Raw genomic sequence first — 19,302 nt, 5'->3', positions numbered from 1 at the left:
AATGAAGTAAGAAAATGGCTGATAAAGATATGAAATGGAAGACGCTCTCGCAGAAGTATCTGATAGAGAAGCCTTGGCTCACGGCACGAGTGGATAAGGTGGAATTGCCTACGGGAGCCATTATCGATGAATATTACGTGCTGGAATATCCCGATTGGGTGAACACCATCGCCATCACGAAGGACGGAATGTTCGTATTCGTTCGCCAGTATCGCTATGCGATAGGGAAGACGGTGAATGAACTCTGTGCCGGAGTGATAGAGAAGGGCGAGGACCCGATGGCGGCTGCCAAGCGAGAGCTGATGGAAGAGACTGGATTCGGAGGCGGTAACTGGCAGAAGTGGATGACGATTTCTGCCAACCCAAGCACGCATACCAATCTAACCCATTGTTATCTGGCTACGGATGTGGAGCGCATGGATGTGCAGCATCTTGACCAGGCTGAGGATATCGAAGTTCGCCTCTTCTCCAGGGATGAAGTGATGGAAATGCTGGAGAAGGGAGAAATCTGGCAAAGCCTGATGGCGGCTCCGCTCTGGAAGTATTTTGCGAAAGCAAAGTAAGCTGCAGGGCTTCATTTATAAAAGCCAAGTAAACAGCAGACAATAGACTGTAAGCAATAGATATTAAACAATAAACATTATAAAGATGGTAATAGATTTCGAAAAAATTGCTGAGGCTCATTTGGAGGGCTTCAAGGGTGGACAGGGTAAGCTCGATACTCGTAACTATGTGGATGACAAGGTGAAGATTATGTATTCTACCTTGCGTCCGGGTGCATCAACTGGTCTTCATACTCATGAGGGCAACTGCGAGATTATCTATGTGGTAAGCGGCACTGCTACTTTCCATTATGATGATACCGTGGAGGAGGTTCGACAGGGACAGGTGCATTACTGCCCGATGAACCATGCTCATTATATGGAGAATCTCACCGACCATGATCTGGTGTATCTCGCCATTGTGCCTGAGCATCATTAATATCCCTGGAGCATCAGGGAAAAATGCATCATATTCCTCCTGAGGAAAACGAAAAAAGAAAGTCCAACTCGGATGCCTCTCTCTCTGAAAGGCTCCAAGCTGGACTTTCATCGTTTTTATTTCTTCATATTAATCTTCTTCATTTTCCAGCAAGTCGGTGCCGAGGTGAGTGGTCTGCTCACGCTTCAAACGGTCGCGCACCTCCTTAGGCTTGGTGGCGTAGGTAATCATTCGGATAGAATCGTTGTAGCTCACGTACTTCCAGAGCCAGTTGAGCATTACCATTACCTTGTTCTTTACTCCAAGGATAGAGCGGAGGTGAACTACCAGCCACAATACCCAGGCAAAGAAGCCCTGGCTGTGGAACTTGCCAAGCTCTACCACAGCCTTGTGTCTTCCGATGGTAGCCATAGAACCCAGGTTCTTGTAGCGGAAAGGCTTGAGCTGGGAATCAGCAGCTCCCTCGGCAATCTTCTGGATATTCTTAGCCAGGAGTACTGCCTGCTGAATGGCTACCTGAGCCAACTGTGGATGACCGCCAGGATAAGCTGGGTCTGTGGTCTGAATACACTGGTCGCCGATGGCAAAGAGACCGTCCATGCCAGGGATGCGGTTGAATTCATCTACTACGATTCGGAAACCACGGCCCAGATGATCGCCATCAATACCTGTGATAGGCTGTGCCTTTACACCTGATACCCAGAGGAAGGTACGGGTAGGAATCTCCTGACCATCCTTCATCAGAACCTTGTGGTCCTTGTAGTCGGTTACCATTTTGCCAAACTGTACATCCACACCCATGCTGGTAAGGAATTCGTATGCTTTCTTAGAAGAGTCCTGTGACATTCCGGCGAGCAGTCTGTCGCCCGCTTCCAGGAGATAGATGTGCATCAGAGATGAGTCCATATCAGGATAATCATAAGGAATCACGTAGCGCTTCATTTCAGAGAGGGCTCCGGCTATCTCCACACCTGTAGCACCACCGCCTACAATCACTACGTTCAGCAGTTCCTGTCGCTCTGCTTCCGTGGCACAGGTCAATGCACGCTCCAGGTTACTCAGCACGGCGTTGCGCAATCCCATTGCCTCAGAAACGGTCTTCATCGGAATCGCCCATTTCTCGATGTTGGCATTGCCATAGAAATTGGTGGTGGTTCCTGCTGCGAACACCAGGTAATCGTACTCAATCTTACCGATGGAAGTCTGCAGAATCTTCTTGTCTGGGAACACGGCTCTTGCTTCTGCCATGCGGAAGTAGAAGTTCTTGCGCTTGCGGAAAATCTGGCGGAACGGGAAGGAGATGGAACTTGGGTCGATACCTGCCGAGGCAATCTGATAGATAAGTGGAGGGAACTGATGGAAGTTGTTCTTGTCAATCAACACCACCTGCAGGTTTGCATTGCAGAGGTCTTCTGCCAAACGAAGACCACCGAGTCCACCACCTACAATCACAACTCTCTTCAACTGATTTCTCTTGATATTAATACTCATAACTGCTGCTGTTTTTTGTATAATTAATTACATATATTTGCTACTGATTTTTCATATTATAGGCATTTAGCCTAGTCATCGCTGAAATTCGCTTGCAAAGGTACAGCTTTTAATTGAGACGGCAAAGAAAGAAGTGTAGAAAAACAGGGTAGAAGACTGTTGCAATCGTTTCCATTTTAGAAACGGGTAACTGATGTTATAAAATGTAATATACAGATAGCATTTTGAGGAGATCTTCCAGCTTTTTGATGCCGTTTTCGCCTTTACTGATACTTTGGCGATAGGTGCGCAGAATCGGCTCCGCGCTTTGGGTAAGCGGGTACCGGAAGAGATTTTCGTGGCTGGTTTTTCGGGCACGTTTGCAAGGTTTTTTTACAAAAAAACGGCTGTACCCAATTGCTTGAGCACAGCCGCCAGTCTGTATCGTATGATTATAGGGCTATTACAAACCTAAATCGCCGCCAGGGGTGTTGCCTTCGCCCCCGCCAGGGGTGTTGCCTTCGCCTCCGCCAGGGGTGTTGTCTGGGTCTTCCACATCGCCTTTATCGCCAGAGGTAACGTTCTTGATAACCTTGCCGTTGCGGTCGTAGCAGGTTATCTGGATGGCAGTGTCCATCAGTTCCTGTTTGATTTCCACGTTAGGCGTGAAGATGACACGTCTGGCAGTGATGAGTCCGCTTGCCACCTCGTTCACGGTTTCCACGCTCTTGGCTCTTACGCCAAATCTCATGGTGCCCAGTCCTGGAATAGCCACGGAGTGACCTTCGGTGGTCCAAGCCTTGATTACCTCGCCTGCGGCATCCCAACATGCCTGCATCACGCCTCGGCTCACTCCGCTGCGCAGAGCAGCCTCTTTGATAACCTTGCTCTCAGAGAGCTTGTTGTAAAGCTCGGTGCCGAGCACGTAACGATACTTACCTTTCAACTCACCCACCTGGATGAGGGTTTCCTTTGCTTTCAGATTAATTGCCATAATACTTTAAATAATTTATAATTAATAATTTAGAGAATTGATAATCGTAATTTCCAAGTTAAATAGAGACTTGGTTGTCAATATCTTTCCCTTCGTAATTTTACCTTTTTACCTTTAAAAAATTCTTTTTACCATTTATCTAATGGTGATGGTAGGCACGAAGTGAGTGGAATCGGCTCGGGTGGAGATATTGTTCTCCTGTTGCTGTCGTTGGTTCTTTCCTATTACCAGTCCTGCGGTGCACGAGCTGGTGAGGTAGGTGACGATGGCAGAGCACACGGCCACGATGAGATACTTGATGAATGCTTTCATGTTTGGGTTCATACGTTTCTCTTGCCCCCTTTTAACTTCCCGTCCTCTTATAAAAAAAGGAAAAGAAGGACTCGTATCGGGACATGGAGTCTAGGTTATAACTTGATGCATCTGAGATTTTCTCTTTCTTGTCTGAGACTTTCTCTTTCTTGTCTGAGACTTACTCTTTCTTGTCTGAGACTTACTCCAGATGCTCTTTTTCATTTTCCCAACTGGAGAAATATTTTTCTCCAACTAGGAAAGTGATTTTCCAGCGCTTTCTGAATCACGATGCAAAGATACAAAAACAGCCGCCAGCGGTTATGCGTTGGCGGCTGATGCCGTGAGATGGCGGCACATTTTTCAGAATATTTTTTCGTAAATTTCTGAAACGGTATTATCCCGGTTCGCCCAGATACTCCACGATGGCCTTCACCTGTTTAGGCGAGAAAGCCTTGCTGGTCTTCTTGTAGCCCATCTTCTGGAGTTCATCCCACAGAGGGGTACAAAGTCGAATCCAAGCCATCAGATGGTTGACGGCAGTGCGTGGCATGCTCTCGGGAAAGTACATCAGGGCAAGTTCCTTCTTGGTGTACGTGTGAATGATAAATTCTTCCATATTTATTTTGCTTTAAAAATTAATAACTGACTCAAGTTTCTTATGTGGTTCAAGAACGGGCTGAAGGCCCAAAAGCTCCTAGCTCAGGGCACGCCCTGGGTATAATGGCAATCAGCAAGGCACCCTGTAAGGGCAAAAGCTTCAAAATACTGGGCAATATACAAAGCTTTTCAGAAAATAGTCGCTGAAATCCTTGCATCCAGGGGGCAACTGGTGATGCACCAGCGAGGGCAGAATCTCCTTCAACTGCATGTAGAGATGTTCGCCCGGCGCATCCTTGTCGGGATACATGTGCCATTCTATCTTGAGCTTTTCTCCCATTTCTGCCAACCATTGCTTGTCGGCTGGTTTCAAGAGCGTGGCAGACGGAATGGCTATCGCCTTGTGTCCGGCAGAGAGCATCGCCCAGCAGTCGCTGCACCCCTCGGTGATGTAGAGAGGTTCACCAGGCGAAAGCTGTCTAGTGACGGGCAGATTATAGATGCCGCATTGCGAACCGTAGGGGAATCGGAAGCGGGGAATGCTCTTTCCCGAAGCTTCTTTATCTGGATTCGCCTTGCCTAAATCGCTCTTTCCCGAAGCATCTTTGTTAAGATTCGCCTTGCCGAGATTTCGGTTTTGGATGCCGATGAGTTTTCCGTCCACGTCATAGTACGGAGTCTGTAGCCAACTGATGCCCTCCTTATCCGTCCATGATGTCAGTCGGCACCAGTTTACCACTCTCGCATCAATCCGTCTCTCCTCGAAGAGGAATCTACGTGCCGCCTCGTTGAGCCAAGGATGCTCGAAGAATCGGGCGTACTTGCTGGCATCAAAGGAGGGTGCTTTCGAGGTGGGTGCTTTCTCCGGAGAATATTTCTCCTTTCCATCTGCTATATAAACTTGATGCGCATCTGCCAGCCAACGGCAAGCCGAGAGAAAATCCTTGCCTGTATATTTCATCACAAGGTCGATGGTGCCGATGCTGTGGTCCATACATACGTAGCAGCGGCAATAGTTCTTCCTCGTGTTGAACGAGAAACTGGCGTGATGATCGTCGTGGAAAGGGCAGAGGCACTTGTGCTTCGACACCTGCATTCCCAGTCGCTCTGCGACCTCCTCTATTGGAAGGTCGCGGAGCTTTTGAATTTCATATTTTTCCATACAAAAGTCTTTTTTTACTTTTTTCAAGCAAAAGTCTTTTTTCAAGCAAAAGTCTTTTTTCAAACAAAAGTCTTTTTTCAAACAAAAGTCTTTTTTCAAACAAAAGTCTTTTTTCAAACAAAAGTCTTTTTTCAAACAAAAGTCTTTTTTCAAACAAAAGTCTTTTTTCAAGCAAAAGTCTTTTTTTACTTTTTCAGATACTCTTTCGTCTTGGTGTAAAGCCCAGTCTGGGCGCAGTAGGTGATAAACTCACGGTTCTTCCAAACCCTGAGCTGATGCTTGGTGCCCTCCTTGCTCTTGCCAAGGCTTAGGCGCAATGCCTCCAGCTGTTGCTCGTTGAAGGAATTATCCAGGCTGTCGAGCATATTCTTTGGTCCGCTCTTCTGAGTCTCCTCCTCGTTGGCTTCTGCGCCCTTAAACATGTCGCCGAATACCTTTACCTTCGACCACAGGTCATAGTAGCAAAACCATACCACGAAGTCGCCGATGCTTCGAGCCCACTGCTGATCGTTCAGAATCCACAGCACTGCCCCCTTCTTCCATGCCGAGAAGATGCTGCGGTGGGAGAGCTCCCAGAGCATGTCGTCGTCGGCTAGGTCGGCTAGCTTCGCCATCTCCTCTGCCAGCTGGTCAGCTATCTTGTTGAGCGGCTTCACGGTGAATGCGCCCTTGCAGTTGTCCAACCTGAGCAGATAGCTGTCCAGCTGTTCCATGAAGTCCTGCCCATAGGTGCCTTGGCGTGGAATCCTGCCCAGTCGCTCGCCGCGAGCCTTGTAGGCAAAGGGGATTCTGCCGAAGAAACCGTTGGTCAAGTCTTTCTTGTAGAAGAGGCGGGCGGCATCGGGGGTAGAGGTAAAGGTGAGGTTCACCCGCAGCGTAGGGTTACCCGTCACGCCATCAGCCGTGGCACGCAGGGCACCAGCTCGCTGACAGTCGTAGATGTTTCTCACCATCTGGCTCACCTGTCTGTGTCCGCCGCACATCTTGTCTGCCATCTCTACCTCGGGCAGGTTGAGGTATTGGGTTCGCTCGCCCAGCTTCTCCAGAGCCATGGCATTCTGTATGAAGGCAGGGTTGGTGATGTCGGCAGGTGGAAACCAGAAGCTCACGTCCGGACGCTCGGGTTTTTCCTTGTTGGCACCCTTGGTCTTCATCTGTCGTTGCCAGTCCACGAGTTTCTTATACTCTATCTCATCGTGTTTGCGAAAAGGCCGCATGATTGCCTCTACAAGATGGCTCAATTGCGCCTTTCCGATGCCCGAAGGACCTATCAAATGCCCCATTTGGCCGCACATTTCATAAAATTTGTTGTCGCAATACATGAATCTTACGTCCGTGAGATGGGCTGCCAAGGCAGGAATTGCCATCGGAATGAGCACTTCTCGCATGTCTTTTGAGGCTTGTGAGAGGGCAAGTTTCACAAATTCTGTGCCTTTGCCCGGTTTTGGCATCGCTGGAGCGGTGCTGCTAAAAATGTTGTAATTCATTGCTTTCTAGAGAATTAAATCAATTTTTGGTTTGTTACTTGGGGGGCTTAGCGTCTCAGTCTCAGTGTCTCAGTTGTTTTAAAAGGGGTATCCACTTCTATCTATATATTATATAACTAATTAATTATCAATAAGTTATAAGACATAAGAAAGGGGGTATGAAGTGGATTTGTGACTTTTTTCCTAACTGAGACTGAGACGCTGAGACGGTTTTGCTGCCTGCAAGCTGAGCTTGTCAAGCAGCTTTGGCCCCCGAAAATCATCTCTTCATCTGATAGTCCACGATGGCGTCCTTGGCGATGGCTGCTTCCTTGTAGATAGCCTCGGCGATGTTTTCGCCCTCGTCGCAATACACTTTGAGTGTGAGCTGTATGGCCTCATCTTTGGTCTTGCTCACTCTGCCGTGCGCCAGCTTCTTGATGAGCTGCGACTGCGGCTTAACCTTGGGCTTGGCCACGAAGTCGAAGGTGCCGTCGGTCATCTGCTGAGCGATGCCATGGCATCGGAATCGTGGCAACAGGCCTGCCACAGGCTCATCGGGCGAGAAGAGGAAGTATCTGCCACCGTCGTAAGAAGCCATGCCAGAGAGCAGTGTGTGCTGCTGGGCGGTTAAGAACTCGGAGTGCTGCTGGGCAGCGGTTAAGAACTCGGTGTGCTTCACACCATCCATCTTAAAATCATTGTTATACATAATCTTAACGTTTTACGAGTAGAAGAGAGCCTTTTCAAGAAAAGAAAGGTGTCGACACTTATTTCCCGGGAACTCTCCCTCTGATAGACTCGTATCAACTCAGATTCAACAATTAGTTTTGTCCTTTCGACGGGTGCAAAGGTAGTAATAGATGGTGGATGGTCAAAAGGTGGTAATAGGTACTTTCAAAAAAATAATTACCACCAAATTACCCGCTCACTTTCAGATAGTTAGCGAAAAAATGGTAATTTGTTGGTAATTTTCTGGGGTAATCTTTATTTCATGTTCATGGTGAGCCAGGCTTTTATCAGCTTTGCTTGCTCATCTGAGAGTTTGGTGGTTTTGCTCAATTCCTTGTGGCTCTGCGAGGAGTTCCAATTTTCCTTGATCAAGTCTGCAAGTCTTGAGCAGGATGCTACATCGTGGCCCAGGGTTTTTAAATGACTGTTCAGAAGTCCAGCCACATTGCACACCAGCGTGATGTTGATAGAAGTGTTGTTTGAGCTGCTTTTGGGATGCTTTCGGGAGATTTCCTCTACCAGCTCCTCCTTCTCCAGCAAGTACTTCCACAGCTCCTCCCATAGGGGCCAGCAAGCCTTGAAAGCCTCCTTTCTGTTCCAGCCCTTGGTGGCTTCCAGTATCCCGTAGAGCAGCGCCTCTTGCCGGGCCTCCGTCTTAGCCACCCCAGTGCTTCTGAATCGCTTTATTGGATCGCCACGGCGGTAGATGGTCTCCTTGCCGGTGGATGGGTCGAACTTGTTGGCCTCTATCTCTTGACAGAATTTCTCGAAGAGGGGCTTGGCTTCTGGGTTGCGGTCTTGTGAGCTCATGATGGCTATCCAGATGTCCTGATATTTCTCAAACACCTCGTCGCCGGCTGCCATCAATCTTGCGAAAGTCAGGGCAGCTGTCAGGGGAGGCAATTCCCTTTCCATTCCTATAGTTCTGCCTAGGCAGGCTGTTTCTATAAGCAAGTCGGTCACCGCATAGCTCGCATCATCCAGGTCTTCGGCGAATCGGGCTAAGTATCGTTCGGTTTCATCCCAAGTCAGGAGGTCTAGGTTGCGGAGTTTATCTGCCACATCGTCATTTGTTGTGTCAGAGGCTTTTTTTTCTCCCATTATTCGTAGGTATTGAGCCTGCTGTCTATAAATCGGTTCTTCTTTTCTGAGGTTCTTGCGCCTTCTGTCGTTTTGTGTCATGCTTTACCGTATGCTTTGTCCATGAATGATTGGGTGGATTGAATTGGGTCGCCATCAAAGAGCCCTATCTCGTGATTCACATCCTCGATGTTTTTACGTTCCGCATCAGTCATCTGTTGCGTCTTGGCAGTTTTTCCTCCAAGCGTGATAGGGCGGGCGCCTATTGGCGATACCTGGATGCTGTCGGCATTTTCTGCGCAAAGTTTCATGTATTCTCTCTGTTTCTCGTCTTCTTCGTTGAAACTGAGTTTTTCTCCCTCAGACGATTCTTGTATGATAACGAGATTGGAATGAAACATTTCACGATAGATGATATTGGCACGTCTCATAGCTTCGGTTACTTTTGGGTCGTTGATTTGTGGGAACTTTACACACAGTTTATTGAAACCACGTGGAAACTGCTTTCTGTCGCTCACTAAACTCCAGAAGTGCTTGTCATCGCGGATGGGCACCACTTTCACCAGGAGTCCATAGCGGGCAAAAGCCTTGCTCAGGGCACGGGCAAGTGAATCGGCCACGGTATCGGTCTTTTTGAATACGGAAGATTTCACTTCGATGGCTACACGCTGATAGGTGCCGCGGTTGTCTATGATGATGTGAAGTGACTCGTAGTCGTCTTCTATCACGGCTTTATCCAAAAAGGGTTTCGGACGATGGCTTATGCTTCTACAGCGGGCTAGTTCCAGGATGGCAAATCCATCCTTCGGTGCAGAAGTGTATTTGTGGTAGAGCTTTTTCTTTCTGCTGCTGGTGAAGGTTAGCGTTGGTTTTACGCTAGCCGAATCAAAGGGAAAGGCTAGCTCAGTTTTTGCGCTAGCCGGATTAACAGGAAAGGGACAACGCTCGGCAACCTGCTGATTTGGTTCGGCAGCCTGCTGATTTTGTTCGGCAAGGAGCATCTGATAGTCATTTTCCAGCAGATAGTTGAGCAGTTCGCTCTTTTTCTCGAACGCCTGTCTTGGGTTGAAACTCTCCGATAGCTCGGGGAATAGGTTTATGGAGGAGTCTTTCTTCTCTATGACCTCAAACTCGTATCTATATAAAGCGTATTCCATGGCTTTTTTTGATGATTTTGTTTTATTATTTTTTATTAATTTGTGTTTAATGCAGTATTGAAATGCCACATTTTAGCCAACAAAAGTAATAAAAAATACCGAAAGTGATTAATTATTTTACGTTCTTTAACTTAAAACTATTCAGCAATCTGATGAATCACATAGGTCACCACGCCCCAAACCATGAACCGGTTGGTTTCATCTACCCGGATAGGAGAGAAATCACTGTTCCATGGGATGAGCCAGCCAAAGGTTCCGCTTTCGTCCATTTTGAATTGTTTAATGGTGAATTCGCCATCCACGAAGGCGATGACGAAGTTGCCGTTAGAGGGTTCTATCTGCCGGTCAACCACAGCGAGGTCACCGTCAAAAATGCCTGCATCCTTCATGCTGTCGCCCGAAACACGCACGTAAAAAGTTGCCTCACGATGGCGAACCAGAATATCGTTGAGGTCTATTTCTCCCTCCATATAGTCTTGTGCCGGCGAAGGGAAGCCGGCTTTTACGCTTTGTTCAGCCAGCGGAATCGGCATTTTGGCTCCGAATTCCGCAGGATGAATCGTCAGTTTTATCTTGTCTTTATTCTCCATTTCGTTTATTTGCTCTTTACTTTCAGAATTTCATTGATGTCTGTAGTGAACCGTTTCGACATATATTCCCGCTTCAAGTCGAATCGGCAACCGTTTCCCTGTACGGCTTGACGGATGGTTCCATAGCCGTTCTTCCGGTTGATGGCATCGATGGCTTCCATCAGTGCCTTTTGCTTGCTTCGGTCGATAGGGTCGAAGAGGTCCTGCTGGCGAGGATTGTCGGGGGAGATTTGCCACAGGATAACGCCTGCTTTCTTGAAATTGAATGACATTCCTGGGCGGTCAGCTCTGCTGTCTGTCATTGGTTTCGGATATTTGGCGCGGAGAATAGTGAGGGCGGCACCCACAATCTCGTCCTGCGCATTGGTGGCGATGGGTAGGGTGAGGGAGTCGTGGATGGTATATTCGGGCACGTTCTCATTGAATCTGGAGGTCCATGCGAACACGGTAATACCCTGGCATACGCTACCTTGCCTCCTTAATTTTTCAGTACAGCGTACAGCGAAATTAGCCACGGCTTCTTCTATCACGTTCTTGTCAGTAATGCCCTCGTCGGCAAAACTCCTGCTGGTGCAGATGCTCTTCTTCTGCGGCAGTTCCTCGATGCTGATGCAACTCTCTCCGTTCAGTTCCTTCCAGGTCCTGACGGTGGTGATGTTGAAATGGCTGCGCACCCAACTTTCTTTCTTTTCCGCAAACTGGGCAGCAGTTCGGATTCCCATATAGTCGAGCTTCCGGGCTATCTGCCTGCCTATTCCCCATACGTCTTCTACGGGGAAGAGAGACAGCGCCTTGCGTCTCCGTTCGTCTGTGTCGATGAGACAACAGCCCTGATATCCCTTGTATTTCTTGGCGAATTTAGAACCGATTTTTGCCAGAGTCTTCGTTTCTGCGATTCCGATGGAGATAGGGATGCCCACGGCTCGGAGCACATCAGCCGAAATCCTGGCTCCATATCGGTGGAGGAGAGATTCGTGATCTGAAGATTCATAATCAGGAGAAGTAGAAGTTTTCTTCAGATATTCCCTGAAGAATGACTCTGCCATAGAACTGTCCACTTCGAAGAAACTCTCGTCGATGGAGTATTGGTCGATATGGGGTGAGTAGTGCGATAGCATCGACATCACGCGGTTGGATAGAGAACCATAGAGCGTATAGTTGCTGGAGAAGATAGCTACGCCTTCAGCCTCCAGCTTTTCCTTTACCTGATAGAATGGGTCGCCCATCTTGTAGCCTAAAGCCTTGGCTTCTTCAGAGCGTGCGATAATGCACCCGTCGTTGTTACTCAAGACAACCACGGGCTTCCCTATCAGGTCGGGGCGAAACACTCGTTCGCACGAACAGTAGAAGTTGTTGCAATCTGCTAATCCTATCATTTCCTTTAATATTAACAACGATTTCTTGTACAATCTGCAAAATTACGAAAAATAATCCGAAACCTATTATCTTTTATCCTTGTTTTTTGGTTGTTCCGTAATTTTTTCTTAACTTTGTGCCCATAATTTAGATTAGAATAATCGTAAAATCAGAACGATATGAAAGATATGTTATCATTGAGCCAGTCGAGATTCTCGGCTCGTAAGTTTACCTCTGAGGCTGTAAGCCAGGAGGATTTGGATTACATAATGGAGTGTGTGCGACTGGCTCCATCGGCAGTGAACAGACAGCCTTGGCATTGGCTCATCGTCCGTTCTGCAGAGGCTAAGGAGAAATTGCAGGAATGCTACGATCGTGAGTGGTTTAAAACAGCACCGATGTATATCGTGGGCATGAAAAACGTGAATGAAAACTGGGTTCGCAGATATGATGAGAAGTCTCATGGAGATATTGATGTAGCCATCGCTACAGAGCATCTTTGTCTGGCAGCCACCGAGCGTGGACTTGGAACCTGCTGGGTATGCAATTACGATACCGATAAGATGCAACAGCTTTTCCCTCGTGAGGGCTATGAGGCAGTTGTTATTATTCCTATCGGGCATATTGCAGAAGATTGTCCTCATGCCGAGAAGAAGCGCAAGGACATGAGCGAGATAGTAGAAGAAATCTAGGATAAAAATGGAAGCAAAATGGAAATGGCTTCCCTTTTCGCCATACATGCCGGGTACGCCATATTAACATGAATATGAAAAGAATAAGAAAGATATTAATAGGTGGAATCATGATGATTCCTGCCCCTGTATTTTCGCAGAATATGATGATAACCATGGGGCAGAATACAACGGTTCCTATAGAGCAGACTACCCATTACAAGCGCTATCATGGTGATGGAATCGATGATGTCCTGCGCCTGGTGCCAACGGCATCTGTCTTTGGATTGAAGATGTTGGGCGTGGAGGCTGAGAGTTCCTGGAAGCGAAGGATTGCTGTTTCGGTGCTCTCGTTCGGCGTCAATGCGGCTGTAACCTATTCGCTCAAGAAGTCGATACACAAGATGAGACCCGATGGGACTGATAACGAGTCGTTTCCTTCCGGACATACCTCTGTGGCTTTCTGCGGTGCCACCACATTGATGCACGAATATCGCAAGGTTTCACCCTGGATTGGTGTGGCGGGCTATGCGGTGGCTACGGGAGTGGCTGTGGATAGAGTGCGCCGCAATCGCCATCATTGGGAAGATGTCGTGGCGGGTGCTGCCATCGGTGTAGCCTCAGCAGAAGCCGGCTATCTGATAGGCGACTGGATTTTGGGAAAGAACAAGAAGAAAGGAAAGGAGAGTGATGGAGAGAAAGAGAAGGATATCAATGACAATATCAGTCTTTCGGTAGCTCCGACAGGTATTGATTTAGCTATCAGATTATAAAAAACAATCAGTTGTATAGAACGGAAAAATCAGCAGAAAAGAGTCTTCCTGCTGATTTTTCCGTTTTTATTATTTCTCCATTCCTCCTGTCTGGATTCCTTGTTGCTCTTCCTGGAAGTCATTCTTGATGTTTGACTTCGCCTGCTGGAATTGCTTCTTGGTGTTTCCGAACTTCCATGTCAGGGTAAGACTGATCTGGCGCAATGGCACTTTTACGGTCATGTTCTGTACGTAATCCGAACCCACGGTCTTCTGCTTGATGTTGAGCTTGTCGTCGGTAGGAGTGAGGAACATCAGACTCAGGTCAAGCTTATCCTTCACGATAGATTTGGAGAGGGTGGTATAGAAGAACGACATACCGCTCTGATAGCCCTGCAGATTATGCTGCTTGGTCTGGATGATGCTACCCACGGTCCATTGCAGTTCCCAAGGCAGGGTCTGTTGCAGGTTGATCATCGTGCTGCTGTTCCATCCGTTGTTCTTCCATCCCAGGGCATCGCTGCGCAAATCGTTGTAGCTCAAGCTCTCGTTCAGCATCAGTCTTGTTTTCTTGAACATCAGCCAATTGATGAATACATTCATGCTGGCGTTGCGGGTCTTCGAAACATTGCCGTAGGTGGTGTTGAGCAGGTTGTCGGCATCGAGGAAGGAATACTGCTCTATCTTGTTGTCGCAGAATCCGTAACCCAGGGTGGTGCTCAACATGAATCGCTGGTTATAGTAATTGAATACCATGTTCAGCTGATGCGACTTCACCACGTCGAGATCTGTATTGCCATAGGAGATGGCAGTAGGATTACTTCGGTCTATGTATGGATTCAGATAAGTGATGCCAGGACGGGTGATGCGCAGCTGATAGTTCAGTCCGATGTTCATGCCTGGAGCGATGTTGTAGGAAAGGCTGGCGCTAGGTACGAGATTGCCGTACTGTTTGTCGAAGTCATCGCCCTTGCCCTGTTCAAACTTCACCTTTTCCCAGGTCTGCTCGTAGCGGGTTCCCATCATCGTTCCCCATTTTCCGAAGTTTCCTTTCCATTCAGCGTATGCAGCCAGAATATTCTGGGTGTTCTTGTATTCCATGCTGTTGGCTGGGTTCAGAGTCTCGGTCTTATCGGCTGCTACATCATAGTAGCGGGAATCGCTCTTGTTGGTGCGGGCGATGTATTTGGCGCCGAAGTTCAAGCGCTGTGTCTCGCTGAGCGAGTGGGTGAAGTCTGCCTGGAAGGTATGCTCAGTGCCACGGGTTTTGCTCTTTGAGAGCAGGTCGTGGAGCTGAATTCCCGTTACCTGACTGATGTCATCGTAGAACGTATAGTTGTCGATATGGGTAGGGTTGGTGCTGAAGAGATAGCTGAGGATGAGGTAGTTGGTTCGCTCCTTGTTGAAGAATCTCTGATAGTCGATGCTTCCATTGAAAGAAGTGTTGTCCAGATCCTGCTTCATTTCGTTGCCATATTCGAAGCCCTTGCCATAGATGCCGCCAGACATCTGGGTAAGCGGATGACCGTTCAGCTTCTGACCGAAGGTGGTCAAGCCAGCCGTGGCGCTGATGTTGCTCAGCGAATCGAGTTCATAGCTGAGACTGATGTTACCCATCGAGAACGGCTGCTTCATGTCTGATTTCTGATAGTAGTTCATCAGGCTTCCGTCTTTCTGCGTACGGTCGAAGGAGATGGTTGTACCGTTCATCTTCTGATAGTTGTACATACCGTTGGCACTGTAGGTGAGTTTGCCCTGCTGACCGCTGATGAAGGCAGAGATACGCTGAGCCTGATTGCCGGTAGCGGCACTGATGTTGCCGTTATATCCATTGCTGAGGTCGCTGCTTCCAGCTCCGCCCAAGGTCTGCTTGTTGAGTACGATGTTGAGCACTCCGCCCGTTCCTTCTGCATCATATTTGGCTCCAGGGTTGGTAATCACTTCTATGTTCTTCACCATGTTGGCAGGCATCGCCTTGAATATCTGCGATGGGTTGGCAGAGAACATGGGATTCGGCTTTCCGTCTACGTATACCTTGAAGCTGGAAGAACCATTCACGGTGATGTTGTCCTGTCCGTCTACAGTTACCATCGGAACCTTGCGCAGCATATCGAGTACGGTAGAAGCCTTGGCATCGGCATCCTGCTCTACGTTGTAGGTCATCTTGTCGGTCTCCATCTTAACCAAAGGCTTGGAGGCAACCACGGTTACAGCATCCAGGTCCATATCCTTCCAGATGGAATCAGTAGCCTCAACCTGGTTCTGTGCGAAACTTTCGAGCGAACATACGAGCAAAGAGCTCAGTATTATCATATTTTTCTTGTTCATAACAATCTTTTTTTAGTTTTAATACTTCTTTCTTTTTCTGTTTGACGATGCAAAGGTAAATGGATTTTTTGGAATGACAATGAACGGAATAGGGGTTTAACCCAACTATAACTTTCTGAAAGCTCTTCTTAACGTTCAGATAACATAAAAACAGAATAATCCCGATAAAAAGCAAAAAATGTAAGCGAAAGTTTCGCTTATCTCAACTTTTATTTGTAATTTCGCAGAAAATTTAATATAATTGAAATAAATCATGATGAAAACAACAAGAAAGAGCCTCTTGGCTCTCACTTTCAGCGCAGCTCTCTGTGCTTCGCTTTCTGCCAATGCCGATACTATCGAGGTGCAGAAACTGAAGTATGTGGGTCCATTCCCTGTGTCTACTCCCTGGATGGCAGACAGCGTAAATGTGAAGGGAGAAAAGTTTGCAATGGAGGGGGTATTAGACTCTCCATTATCGTTCAACCTATTGAATAATGGCAAGGAAGTGGCTGCTTCTCAGCTCTTGGCTGATAATGCCAAGCAGAATGCACTCCATCTGGCTTCCTTCACCGTATATAACACCAGCCGTACCAAGGCTACTGTAGAGGTAAAGGGCTTGAAGCAATACCGCCTCTTCGTAGATGGCGAGCAGGTGAAGGTGAATGCTGACAAGGCTGAGACCGTCTTGCTGCCTTCTACCCATACTGTGGTCATCAAATATCTCACCGCATCTGATTCGTCTTCCGATAAGACTGCAGACAAGGATGCTGCCAAGGATTTCAAGGTGAGCGTTACTGCTGCCGATGGCAAGCAGCTGAGCGTGGGCGAGGCTTCTGCCAATACCAAGCGCACCCTTAATATATATGATGCAATCTGCATGCCAAACTATTCAAGTGTGGCACTTTCGCCAAATGGCAAGTTTATGATTGTGCGCAAGACTTGGGTAGACCGTCAGGGCAAGAAGCATAGCATCAACGAGCTGAGAAACAGCCAGACCAACAAGGTCGTTGCTTCCTTTGAGGAGAACGTAAGATGGATGCCTCGCACCAACAAGATGTATTTTACCGAGAAGGCGGGCGACAATGCCATCGCCGGAGAAGGAAAGGCAGACGGAGCCATGCAGCTTATCACCATCAATCCGCTGAATATGGAGCGCGAGGTGATGGCGGCTAATATTCCGGAAGGCTGGTTCCAGTTTACTCCTGATGAGAAATCGCTTATCTATACGCTTTATATGGAGGGTAGAAAGCAGGATGCTCAGGTGTTTGATGTAAAGGAGCCTGATGACCGCCAGCCTGGATGGAGAAACCGCAGCTATCTTGCCAAGTATGATTTGGCATCGGGCATTCTCCAGCCGCTTACTTTCGGCTATCACAATGTATATCTCAATGATATCTCTGCCGACTCCCGCTATCTGCTCATCGGCAAGAGCGAGGAGCGTCTTACCAAGCGTCCAACAACGCTCAATTCCCTCTATCGTCTCAATCTGAACGACATGAGCGTGGAGACTTTGGTAGAGAAGGGAGAATTCATCAATAGTGCCCAGTTCTCGCCAGACGGCAAGAGCATCCTCATAACCGGTTCGCCTGAGGCTTTCAATGGCATCGGAAAGAATGTAGAAGAGGGACAGACACCAAGCATGATAGATACACAGCTCTATCTGATGACTTTGGCAGACAAGAAGGTGAAACCGATGACCAGGGATTTCAACCCTAACGTGCAGAGCGTGGATTGGAGTAAGGCGGATGGAAACATCTATTTTACTGCCGAGGATAAAGACTGCATGCATCTCTTCCAGCTCAATCCTAAGACCGGAAAGTTCACTCTCCTGAAGACTCCGGAAGAGAATATCAAGAGCTTCTCCATTGCAGCGGCTGCTCCGGAAATGGCGTTCTCTGGTCAGAGTGCTTCCAATGCCGACCGTCTCTACAAGATGAATACCAAGGCACAGAAGGCTCTGCTGGTGGATGATCTCAGTGCCCGACTGCTGAAGGACATCGAGCTGGGCGAATGCAAGGCATGGAACTATGTGAACTCTCGTGGCGATACACTCTGCTGCCGTTACTATCTGCCTCCTCACTTCGATGCTTCGAAGAAATATCCTATGATTGTGAATTACTACGGCGGTTGCAGTCCTACCACCCGTATGTTCCAGAGTCGCTATCCTCATCATGTATATGCAGCGATGGGATATGTTGTTCTGGTGGTTAATCCTAGCGGTGCTACCGGTTTCGGTCAGAAGTTTTCTGCCCGCCATGTGGATACGGCAGGCGAGGGCGTGGCAGAAGACATCATTGCCAGCACACAGGCTTTCTGTAAGGAACATAACTTCGTGAACAGTAAGAAGATAGGATGTATCGGTGCAAGCTATGGTGGATTCATGACCCAGTACTTGCAGACCAAGACCGACCTCTTTGCTGCAGCCATCTCTCATGCCGGTATCAGCGATCATACCAGCTATTGGGGCGAGGGTTATTGGGGCTACAGCTATAGCGAAGTTTCCATGGCGAATGAGTATCCTTGGACCAACAAGCATCTCTTTGTTGATCAGAGTCCGCTCTACAATGCTGATAAGATTCATACACCATTGCTCTTTGTGCATGGTACTGCCGATAACAATGTACCGGTGGGCGAGAGTATCCAGCTCTATAATGCATTGAAGCTCCTCGGCCGTCCAACAGCGATGGTATTGGTAAAAGATCAGGACCATCACATCATAGACTATGAGAAGCGCCTCAAGTGGCAAGATACTATCTTCGCCTGGTTTGCCAAGTGGTTACAGGATGATGCCAGTTGGTGGAACGACATGTACGGCACCGAGAAGATGTAATTTCTCTTCTGCCTTCTTCACGCTTCCTGATTCCAGAATCAGCTGTTTCACTTCTTCGTAGTCCGTATATTGCGGATTGCGTTCCATGAAGATGCGGCAGGCACGGTCGATGAGTTTATGGTTGATGAGTTTGGCGTTCACCATCTTGTTGCCTTCCACCCGTCCTTGCCTGATCTGAAGGGAAGTGCTTATCATGTCCAGAATCATCTTCTGCGATGAGCCTGCTTTCATGCGAGTGCTTCCCGTTACAAATTCCGGTCCTGTGATGACTTCTACGGGATAATCGGCTGCTTGGGCGATGGGAGAGTGGGGATTGTTGACGATGCAACCCGTAGGAATGCCTTCTTTCTTGCAATGCTGCAAGATGGAAAGCACGAATGGGGTTGTGCCGCTGGCAGAAAAACCGAGTACGAAATCCTGCTTTGAGATATGTTTATCGCAGAGCTGGTGCCAACCATTCTCCAGGTCGTCTTCTCTTGATTCCCTGGTTTGCGTAAGGCAGCCGATGCCTCCAGGGAAGATGGCTTGTATCTGCGAACCGTCGATGCCATAGGTGTTCTGTACTTCTATGGTATCGAGGGTAGCCAGTCTTCCGCCCGTTCCGCAACCGGCATAGAAGAGTCTTCCGCCCTTCTTCAGCTGCCCTTCGATGGCGGAAATCAGTTGGTTGATGGCGTGTAATGCTTCTTCTATTGCCAGAGCCACCTTCTTGTTTTCTTCATTGATATGAGCGGTGAGTTCAGCTACGCTCATCTTTTCCAGATGTTCGTAGAGCGAGCTCTGCTCTGTTATTCTTTTTTCTTCTTTATTGGGCATATTATTTTATCTTTTGGTTGTAGATTACGAAAAGCTTGATTTCA

Annotated in this window: 19 protein-coding genes and 1 pseudogene; 6 read left to right on the top strand and 14 right to left on the bottom strand. The window is 48.0% G+C overall.

Going from position 1 to position 19,302, the window contains the following annotated elements; translation table 11 throughout:
* Window positions 1-14 precede the first annotated feature (14 nt).
* Window positions 15-563 carry an NUDIX hydrolase gene (locus ACTQ16_RS08130; RefSeq protein WP_119227869.1) on the top strand — a complete coding sequence of 183 codons (549 nt, stop codon included), beginning with the start codon at window positions 15-17 and terminating at the stop codon, window positions 561-563.
* Between the two features lie 85 nt (window positions 564-648).
* Complete coding sequence (locus ACTQ16_RS08125; protein WP_022122055.1) at window positions 649-981, top strand: cupin domain-containing protein; 333 nt, start codon at window positions 649-651, stop codon at window positions 979-981.
* Between the two features lie 129 nt (window positions 982-1,110).
* On the opposite strand, the gene ACTQ16_RS08120 is transcribed toward ACTQ16_RS08125, so the two are convergent.
* Complete coding sequence (locus ACTQ16_RS08120) at window positions 1,111-2,472, bottom strand: NAD(P)/FAD-dependent oxidoreductase (protein ID WP_441936931.1); 1,362 nt, start codon at window positions 2,470-2,472, stop codon at window positions 1,111-1,113.
* Between the two features lie 244 nt (window positions 2,473-2,716).
* On the opposite strand from ACTQ16_RS08120, the pseudogene ACTQ16_RS08115 reads away from it, so the two are divergent.
* Window positions 2,717-2,926: pseudogene (locus ACTQ16_RS08115) on the top strand (substrate-binding domain-containing protein); the annotation flags it as partial.
* Here the strand turns inward: ACTQ16_RS08115 and ACTQ16_RS08110 are convergent.
* The 11 genes from ACTQ16_RS08110 to ACTQ16_RS08060 all read right to left on the bottom strand — a co-directional run bounded on the left by ACTQ16_RS08110 (window position 2,915) and on the right by ACTQ16_RS08060 (window position 11,899).
* On the bottom strand, window positions 2,915-3,445 hold the full coding sequence (locus ACTQ16_RS08110; protein ID WP_441936930.1) for a DNA-binding protein: 531 nt from the start codon (window positions 3,443-3,445) through the stop codon (window positions 2,915-2,917). The pseudogene ACTQ16_RS08115 and the gene ACTQ16_RS08110 sit on opposite strands and share 12 nt — an antisense overlap.
* A 135-nt stretch (window positions 3,446-3,580) precedes the next feature.
* Complete coding sequence (locus ACTQ16_RS08105) at window positions 3,581-3,769, bottom strand: hypothetical protein (protein WP_153125178.1); 189 nt, start codon at window positions 3,767-3,769, stop codon at window positions 3,581-3,583.
* 364 nt (window positions 3,770-4,133) lie between these two features.
* On the bottom strand, window positions 4,134-4,355 hold the full coding sequence (locus ACTQ16_RS08100; RefSeq protein WP_153125180.1) for a DUF4248 domain-containing protein: 222 nt from the start codon (window positions 4,353-4,355) through the stop codon (window positions 4,134-4,136).
* Window positions 4,356-4,496: 141 nt separating this feature from the next.
* A complete protein-coding gene (locus ACTQ16_RS08095; protein ID WP_441936929.1) occupies window positions 4,497-5,498 on the bottom strand; it encodes a CHC2 zinc finger domain-containing protein in 1,002 nt (333 codons plus the stop codon).
* Window positions 5,485-5,673, bottom strand: a complete 189-nt coding sequence (locus ACTQ16_RS08090) for a hypothetical protein (RefSeq protein ID WP_441936928.1) — start codon at window positions 5,671-5,673, stop codon at window positions 5,485-5,487. Before ACTQ16_RS08090 ends, ACTQ16_RS08095 begins: the two co-directional genes overlap by 14 nt.
* 10 nt (window positions 5,674-5,683) lie before the next feature.
* Complete coding sequence (locus ACTQ16_RS08085) at window positions 5,684-6,985, bottom strand: hypothetical protein (protein ID WP_441936927.1); 1,302 nt, start codon at window positions 6,983-6,985, stop codon at window positions 5,684-5,686.
* A gap of 259 nt (window positions 6,986-7,244) precedes the next feature.
* Window positions 7,245-7,676: a hypothetical protein gene (locus ACTQ16_RS08080; RefSeq protein ID WP_441936925.1), complete on the bottom strand. Its 432-nt coding sequence runs from the start codon at window positions 7,674-7,676 to the stop codon at window positions 7,245-7,247.
* Window positions 7,677-7,951: 275 nt separating this feature from the next.
* Window positions 7,952-8,797 carry a hypothetical protein gene (locus tag ACTQ16_RS08075; RefSeq protein WP_441936924.1) on the bottom strand — a complete coding sequence of 282 codons (846 nt, stop codon included), beginning with the start codon at window positions 8,795-8,797 and terminating at the stop codon, window positions 7,952-7,954.
* A gap of 77 nt (window positions 8,798-8,874) precedes the next feature.
* Window positions 8,875-9,933, bottom strand: a complete 1,059-nt coding sequence (locus ACTQ16_RS08070) for a hypothetical protein (protein ID WP_295346911.1) — start codon at window positions 9,931-9,933, stop codon at window positions 8,875-8,877.
* A 137-nt stretch (window positions 9,934-10,070) separates the two neighbouring features.
* Window positions 10,071-10,523, bottom strand: coding sequence for a LexA family protein (locus ACTQ16_RS08065; RefSeq protein WP_441936922.1), 453 nt, complete (start codon window positions 10,521-10,523; stop codon window positions 10,071-10,073).
* Between the two features lie 5 nt (window positions 10,524-10,528).
* Window positions 10,529-11,899 carry a Y-family DNA polymerase gene (locus ACTQ16_RS08060; protein ID WP_441936920.1) on the bottom strand — a complete coding sequence of 457 codons (1,371 nt, stop codon included), beginning with the start codon at window positions 11,897-11,899 and terminating at the stop codon, window positions 10,529-10,531.
* 159 nt (window positions 11,900-12,058) lie between these two features.
* On the opposite strand from ACTQ16_RS08060, the gene ACTQ16_RS08055 reads away from it, so the two are divergent.
* On the top strand, window positions 12,059-12,571 hold the full coding sequence (locus ACTQ16_RS08055; RefSeq protein ID WP_441936918.1) for a nitroreductase family protein: 513 nt from the start codon (window positions 12,059-12,061) through the stop codon (window positions 12,569-12,571).
* A gap of 74 nt (window positions 12,572-12,645) precedes the next feature.
* Window positions 12,646-13,323, top strand: a complete 678-nt coding sequence (locus ACTQ16_RS08050; RefSeq protein ID WP_441936917.1) for a phosphatase PAP2 family protein — start codon at window positions 12,646-12,648, stop codon at window positions 13,321-13,323.
* A gap of 69 nt (window positions 13,324-13,392) precedes the next feature.
* On the opposite strand, the gene ACTQ16_RS08045 is transcribed toward ACTQ16_RS08050, so the two are convergent.
* The gene (locus ACTQ16_RS08045) at window positions 13,393-15,630 is read right to left on the bottom strand and encodes a TonB-dependent receptor domain-containing protein (RefSeq protein ID WP_294971750.1); all 2,238 of its coding nucleotides are present in this window, start codon (window positions 15,628-15,630) and stop codon (window positions 13,393-13,395) included.
* 253 nt (window positions 15,631-15,883) lie between these two features.
* Between ACTQ16_RS08045 and ACTQ16_RS08040 the strand changes: the two genes are divergently transcribed.
* Complete coding sequence (locus tag ACTQ16_RS08040) at window positions 15,884-18,442, top strand: S9 family peptidase (RefSeq protein WP_441936915.1); 2,559 nt, start codon at window positions 15,884-15,886, stop codon at window positions 18,440-18,442.
* On the opposite strand, the gene ACTQ16_RS08035 is transcribed toward ACTQ16_RS08040, so the two are convergent.
* Entirely contained in the window at window positions 18,389-19,258 is an 870-nt protein-coding gene (locus tag ACTQ16_RS08035; protein WP_441936914.1) for an N-acetylmuramic acid 6-phosphate etherase, read from the bottom strand. The genes ACTQ16_RS08040 and ACTQ16_RS08035 overlap by 54 nt on opposite strands.
* Window positions 19,259-19,302 lie beyond the last annotated feature (44 nt).

Source organism: Prevotella sp. LCP21S3_D2 (genome assembly GCF_052118345.1).
In the GTDB taxonomy this organism is placed as follows: Bacteria; Bacteroidota; Bacteroidia; order Bacteroidales; family Bacteroidaceae; genus Prevotella.
This window is presented reverse-complemented; position numbering and strand designations above follow the sequence as displayed.

Bases quoted from the DNA above. Each gene is read 5' to 3' on its own strand.
- ACTQ16_RS08130 (WP_119227869.1), top strand. From the start codon at position 15: ATGGCTGATAAAGATATGAAATGGAAGACGCTCTCGCAGAAGTATCTG.
- ACTQ16_RS08125 (WP_022122055.1), top strand. From the start codon at position 649: ATGGTAATAGATTTCGAAAAAATTGCTGAGGCTCATTTGGAGGGCTTC.
- ACTQ16_RS08120 (WP_441936931.1), bottom strand. From the start codon at position 2,472: ATGAGTATTAATATCAAGAGAAATCAGTTGAAGAGAGTTGTGATTGTA.
- ACTQ16_RS08110 (WP_441936930.1), bottom strand. From the start codon at position 3,445: ATGGCAATTAATCTGAAAGCAAAGGAAACCCTCATCCAGGTGGGTGAG.
- ACTQ16_RS08105 (WP_153125178.1), bottom strand. From the start codon at position 3,769: ATGAACCCAAACATGAAAGCATTCATCAAGTATCTCATCGTGGCCGTG.
- ACTQ16_RS08100 (WP_153125180.1), bottom strand. From the start codon at position 4,355: ATGGAAGAATTTATCATTCACACGTACACCAAGAAGGAACTTGCCCTG.
- ACTQ16_RS08095 (WP_441936929.1), bottom strand. From the start codon at position 5,498: ATGGAAAAATATGAAATTCAAAAGCTCCGCGACCTTCCAATAGAGGAG.
- ACTQ16_RS08085 (WP_441936927.1), bottom strand. From the start codon at position 6,985: ATGAATTACAACATTTTTAGCAGCACCGCTCCAGCGATGCCAAAACCG.
- ACTQ16_RS08080 (WP_441936925.1), bottom strand. From the start codon at position 7,676: ATGTATAACAATGATTTTAAGATGGATGGTGTGAAGCACACCGAGTTC.
- ACTQ16_RS08075 (WP_441936924.1), bottom strand. From the start codon at position 8,797: ATGGGAGAAAAAAAAGCCTCTGACACAACAAATGACGATGTGGCAGAT.
- ACTQ16_RS08070 (WP_295346911.1), bottom strand. From the start codon at position 9,933: ATGGAATACGCTTTATATAGATACGAGTTTGAGGTCATAGAGAAGAAA.
- ACTQ16_RS08065 (WP_441936922.1), bottom strand. From the start codon at position 10,523: ATGGAGAATAAAGACAAGATAAAACTGACGATTCATCCTGCGGAATTC.
- ACTQ16_RS08060 (WP_441936920.1), bottom strand. From the start codon at position 11,899: ATGATAGGATTAGCAGATTGCAACAACTTCTACTGTTCGTGCGAACGA.
- ACTQ16_RS08055 (WP_441936918.1), top strand. From the start codon at position 12,059: ATGAAAGATATGTTATCATTGAGCCAGTCGAGATTCTCGGCTCGTAAG.
- ACTQ16_RS08050 (WP_441936917.1), top strand. From the start codon at position 12,646: ATGAAAAGAATAAGAAAGATATTAATAGGTGGAATCATGATGATTCCT.
- ACTQ16_RS08045 (WP_294971750.1), bottom strand. From the start codon at position 15,630: ATGAACAAGAAAAATATGATAATACTGAGCTCTTTGCTCGTATGTTCG.
- ACTQ16_RS08040 (WP_441936915.1), top strand. From the start codon at position 15,884: ATGATGAAAACAACAAGAAAGAGCCTCTTGGCTCTCACTTTCAGCGCA.
- ACTQ16_RS08035 (WP_441936914.1), bottom strand. From the start codon at position 19,258: ATGCCCAATAAAGAAGAAAAAAGAATAACAGAGCAGAGCTCGCTCTAC.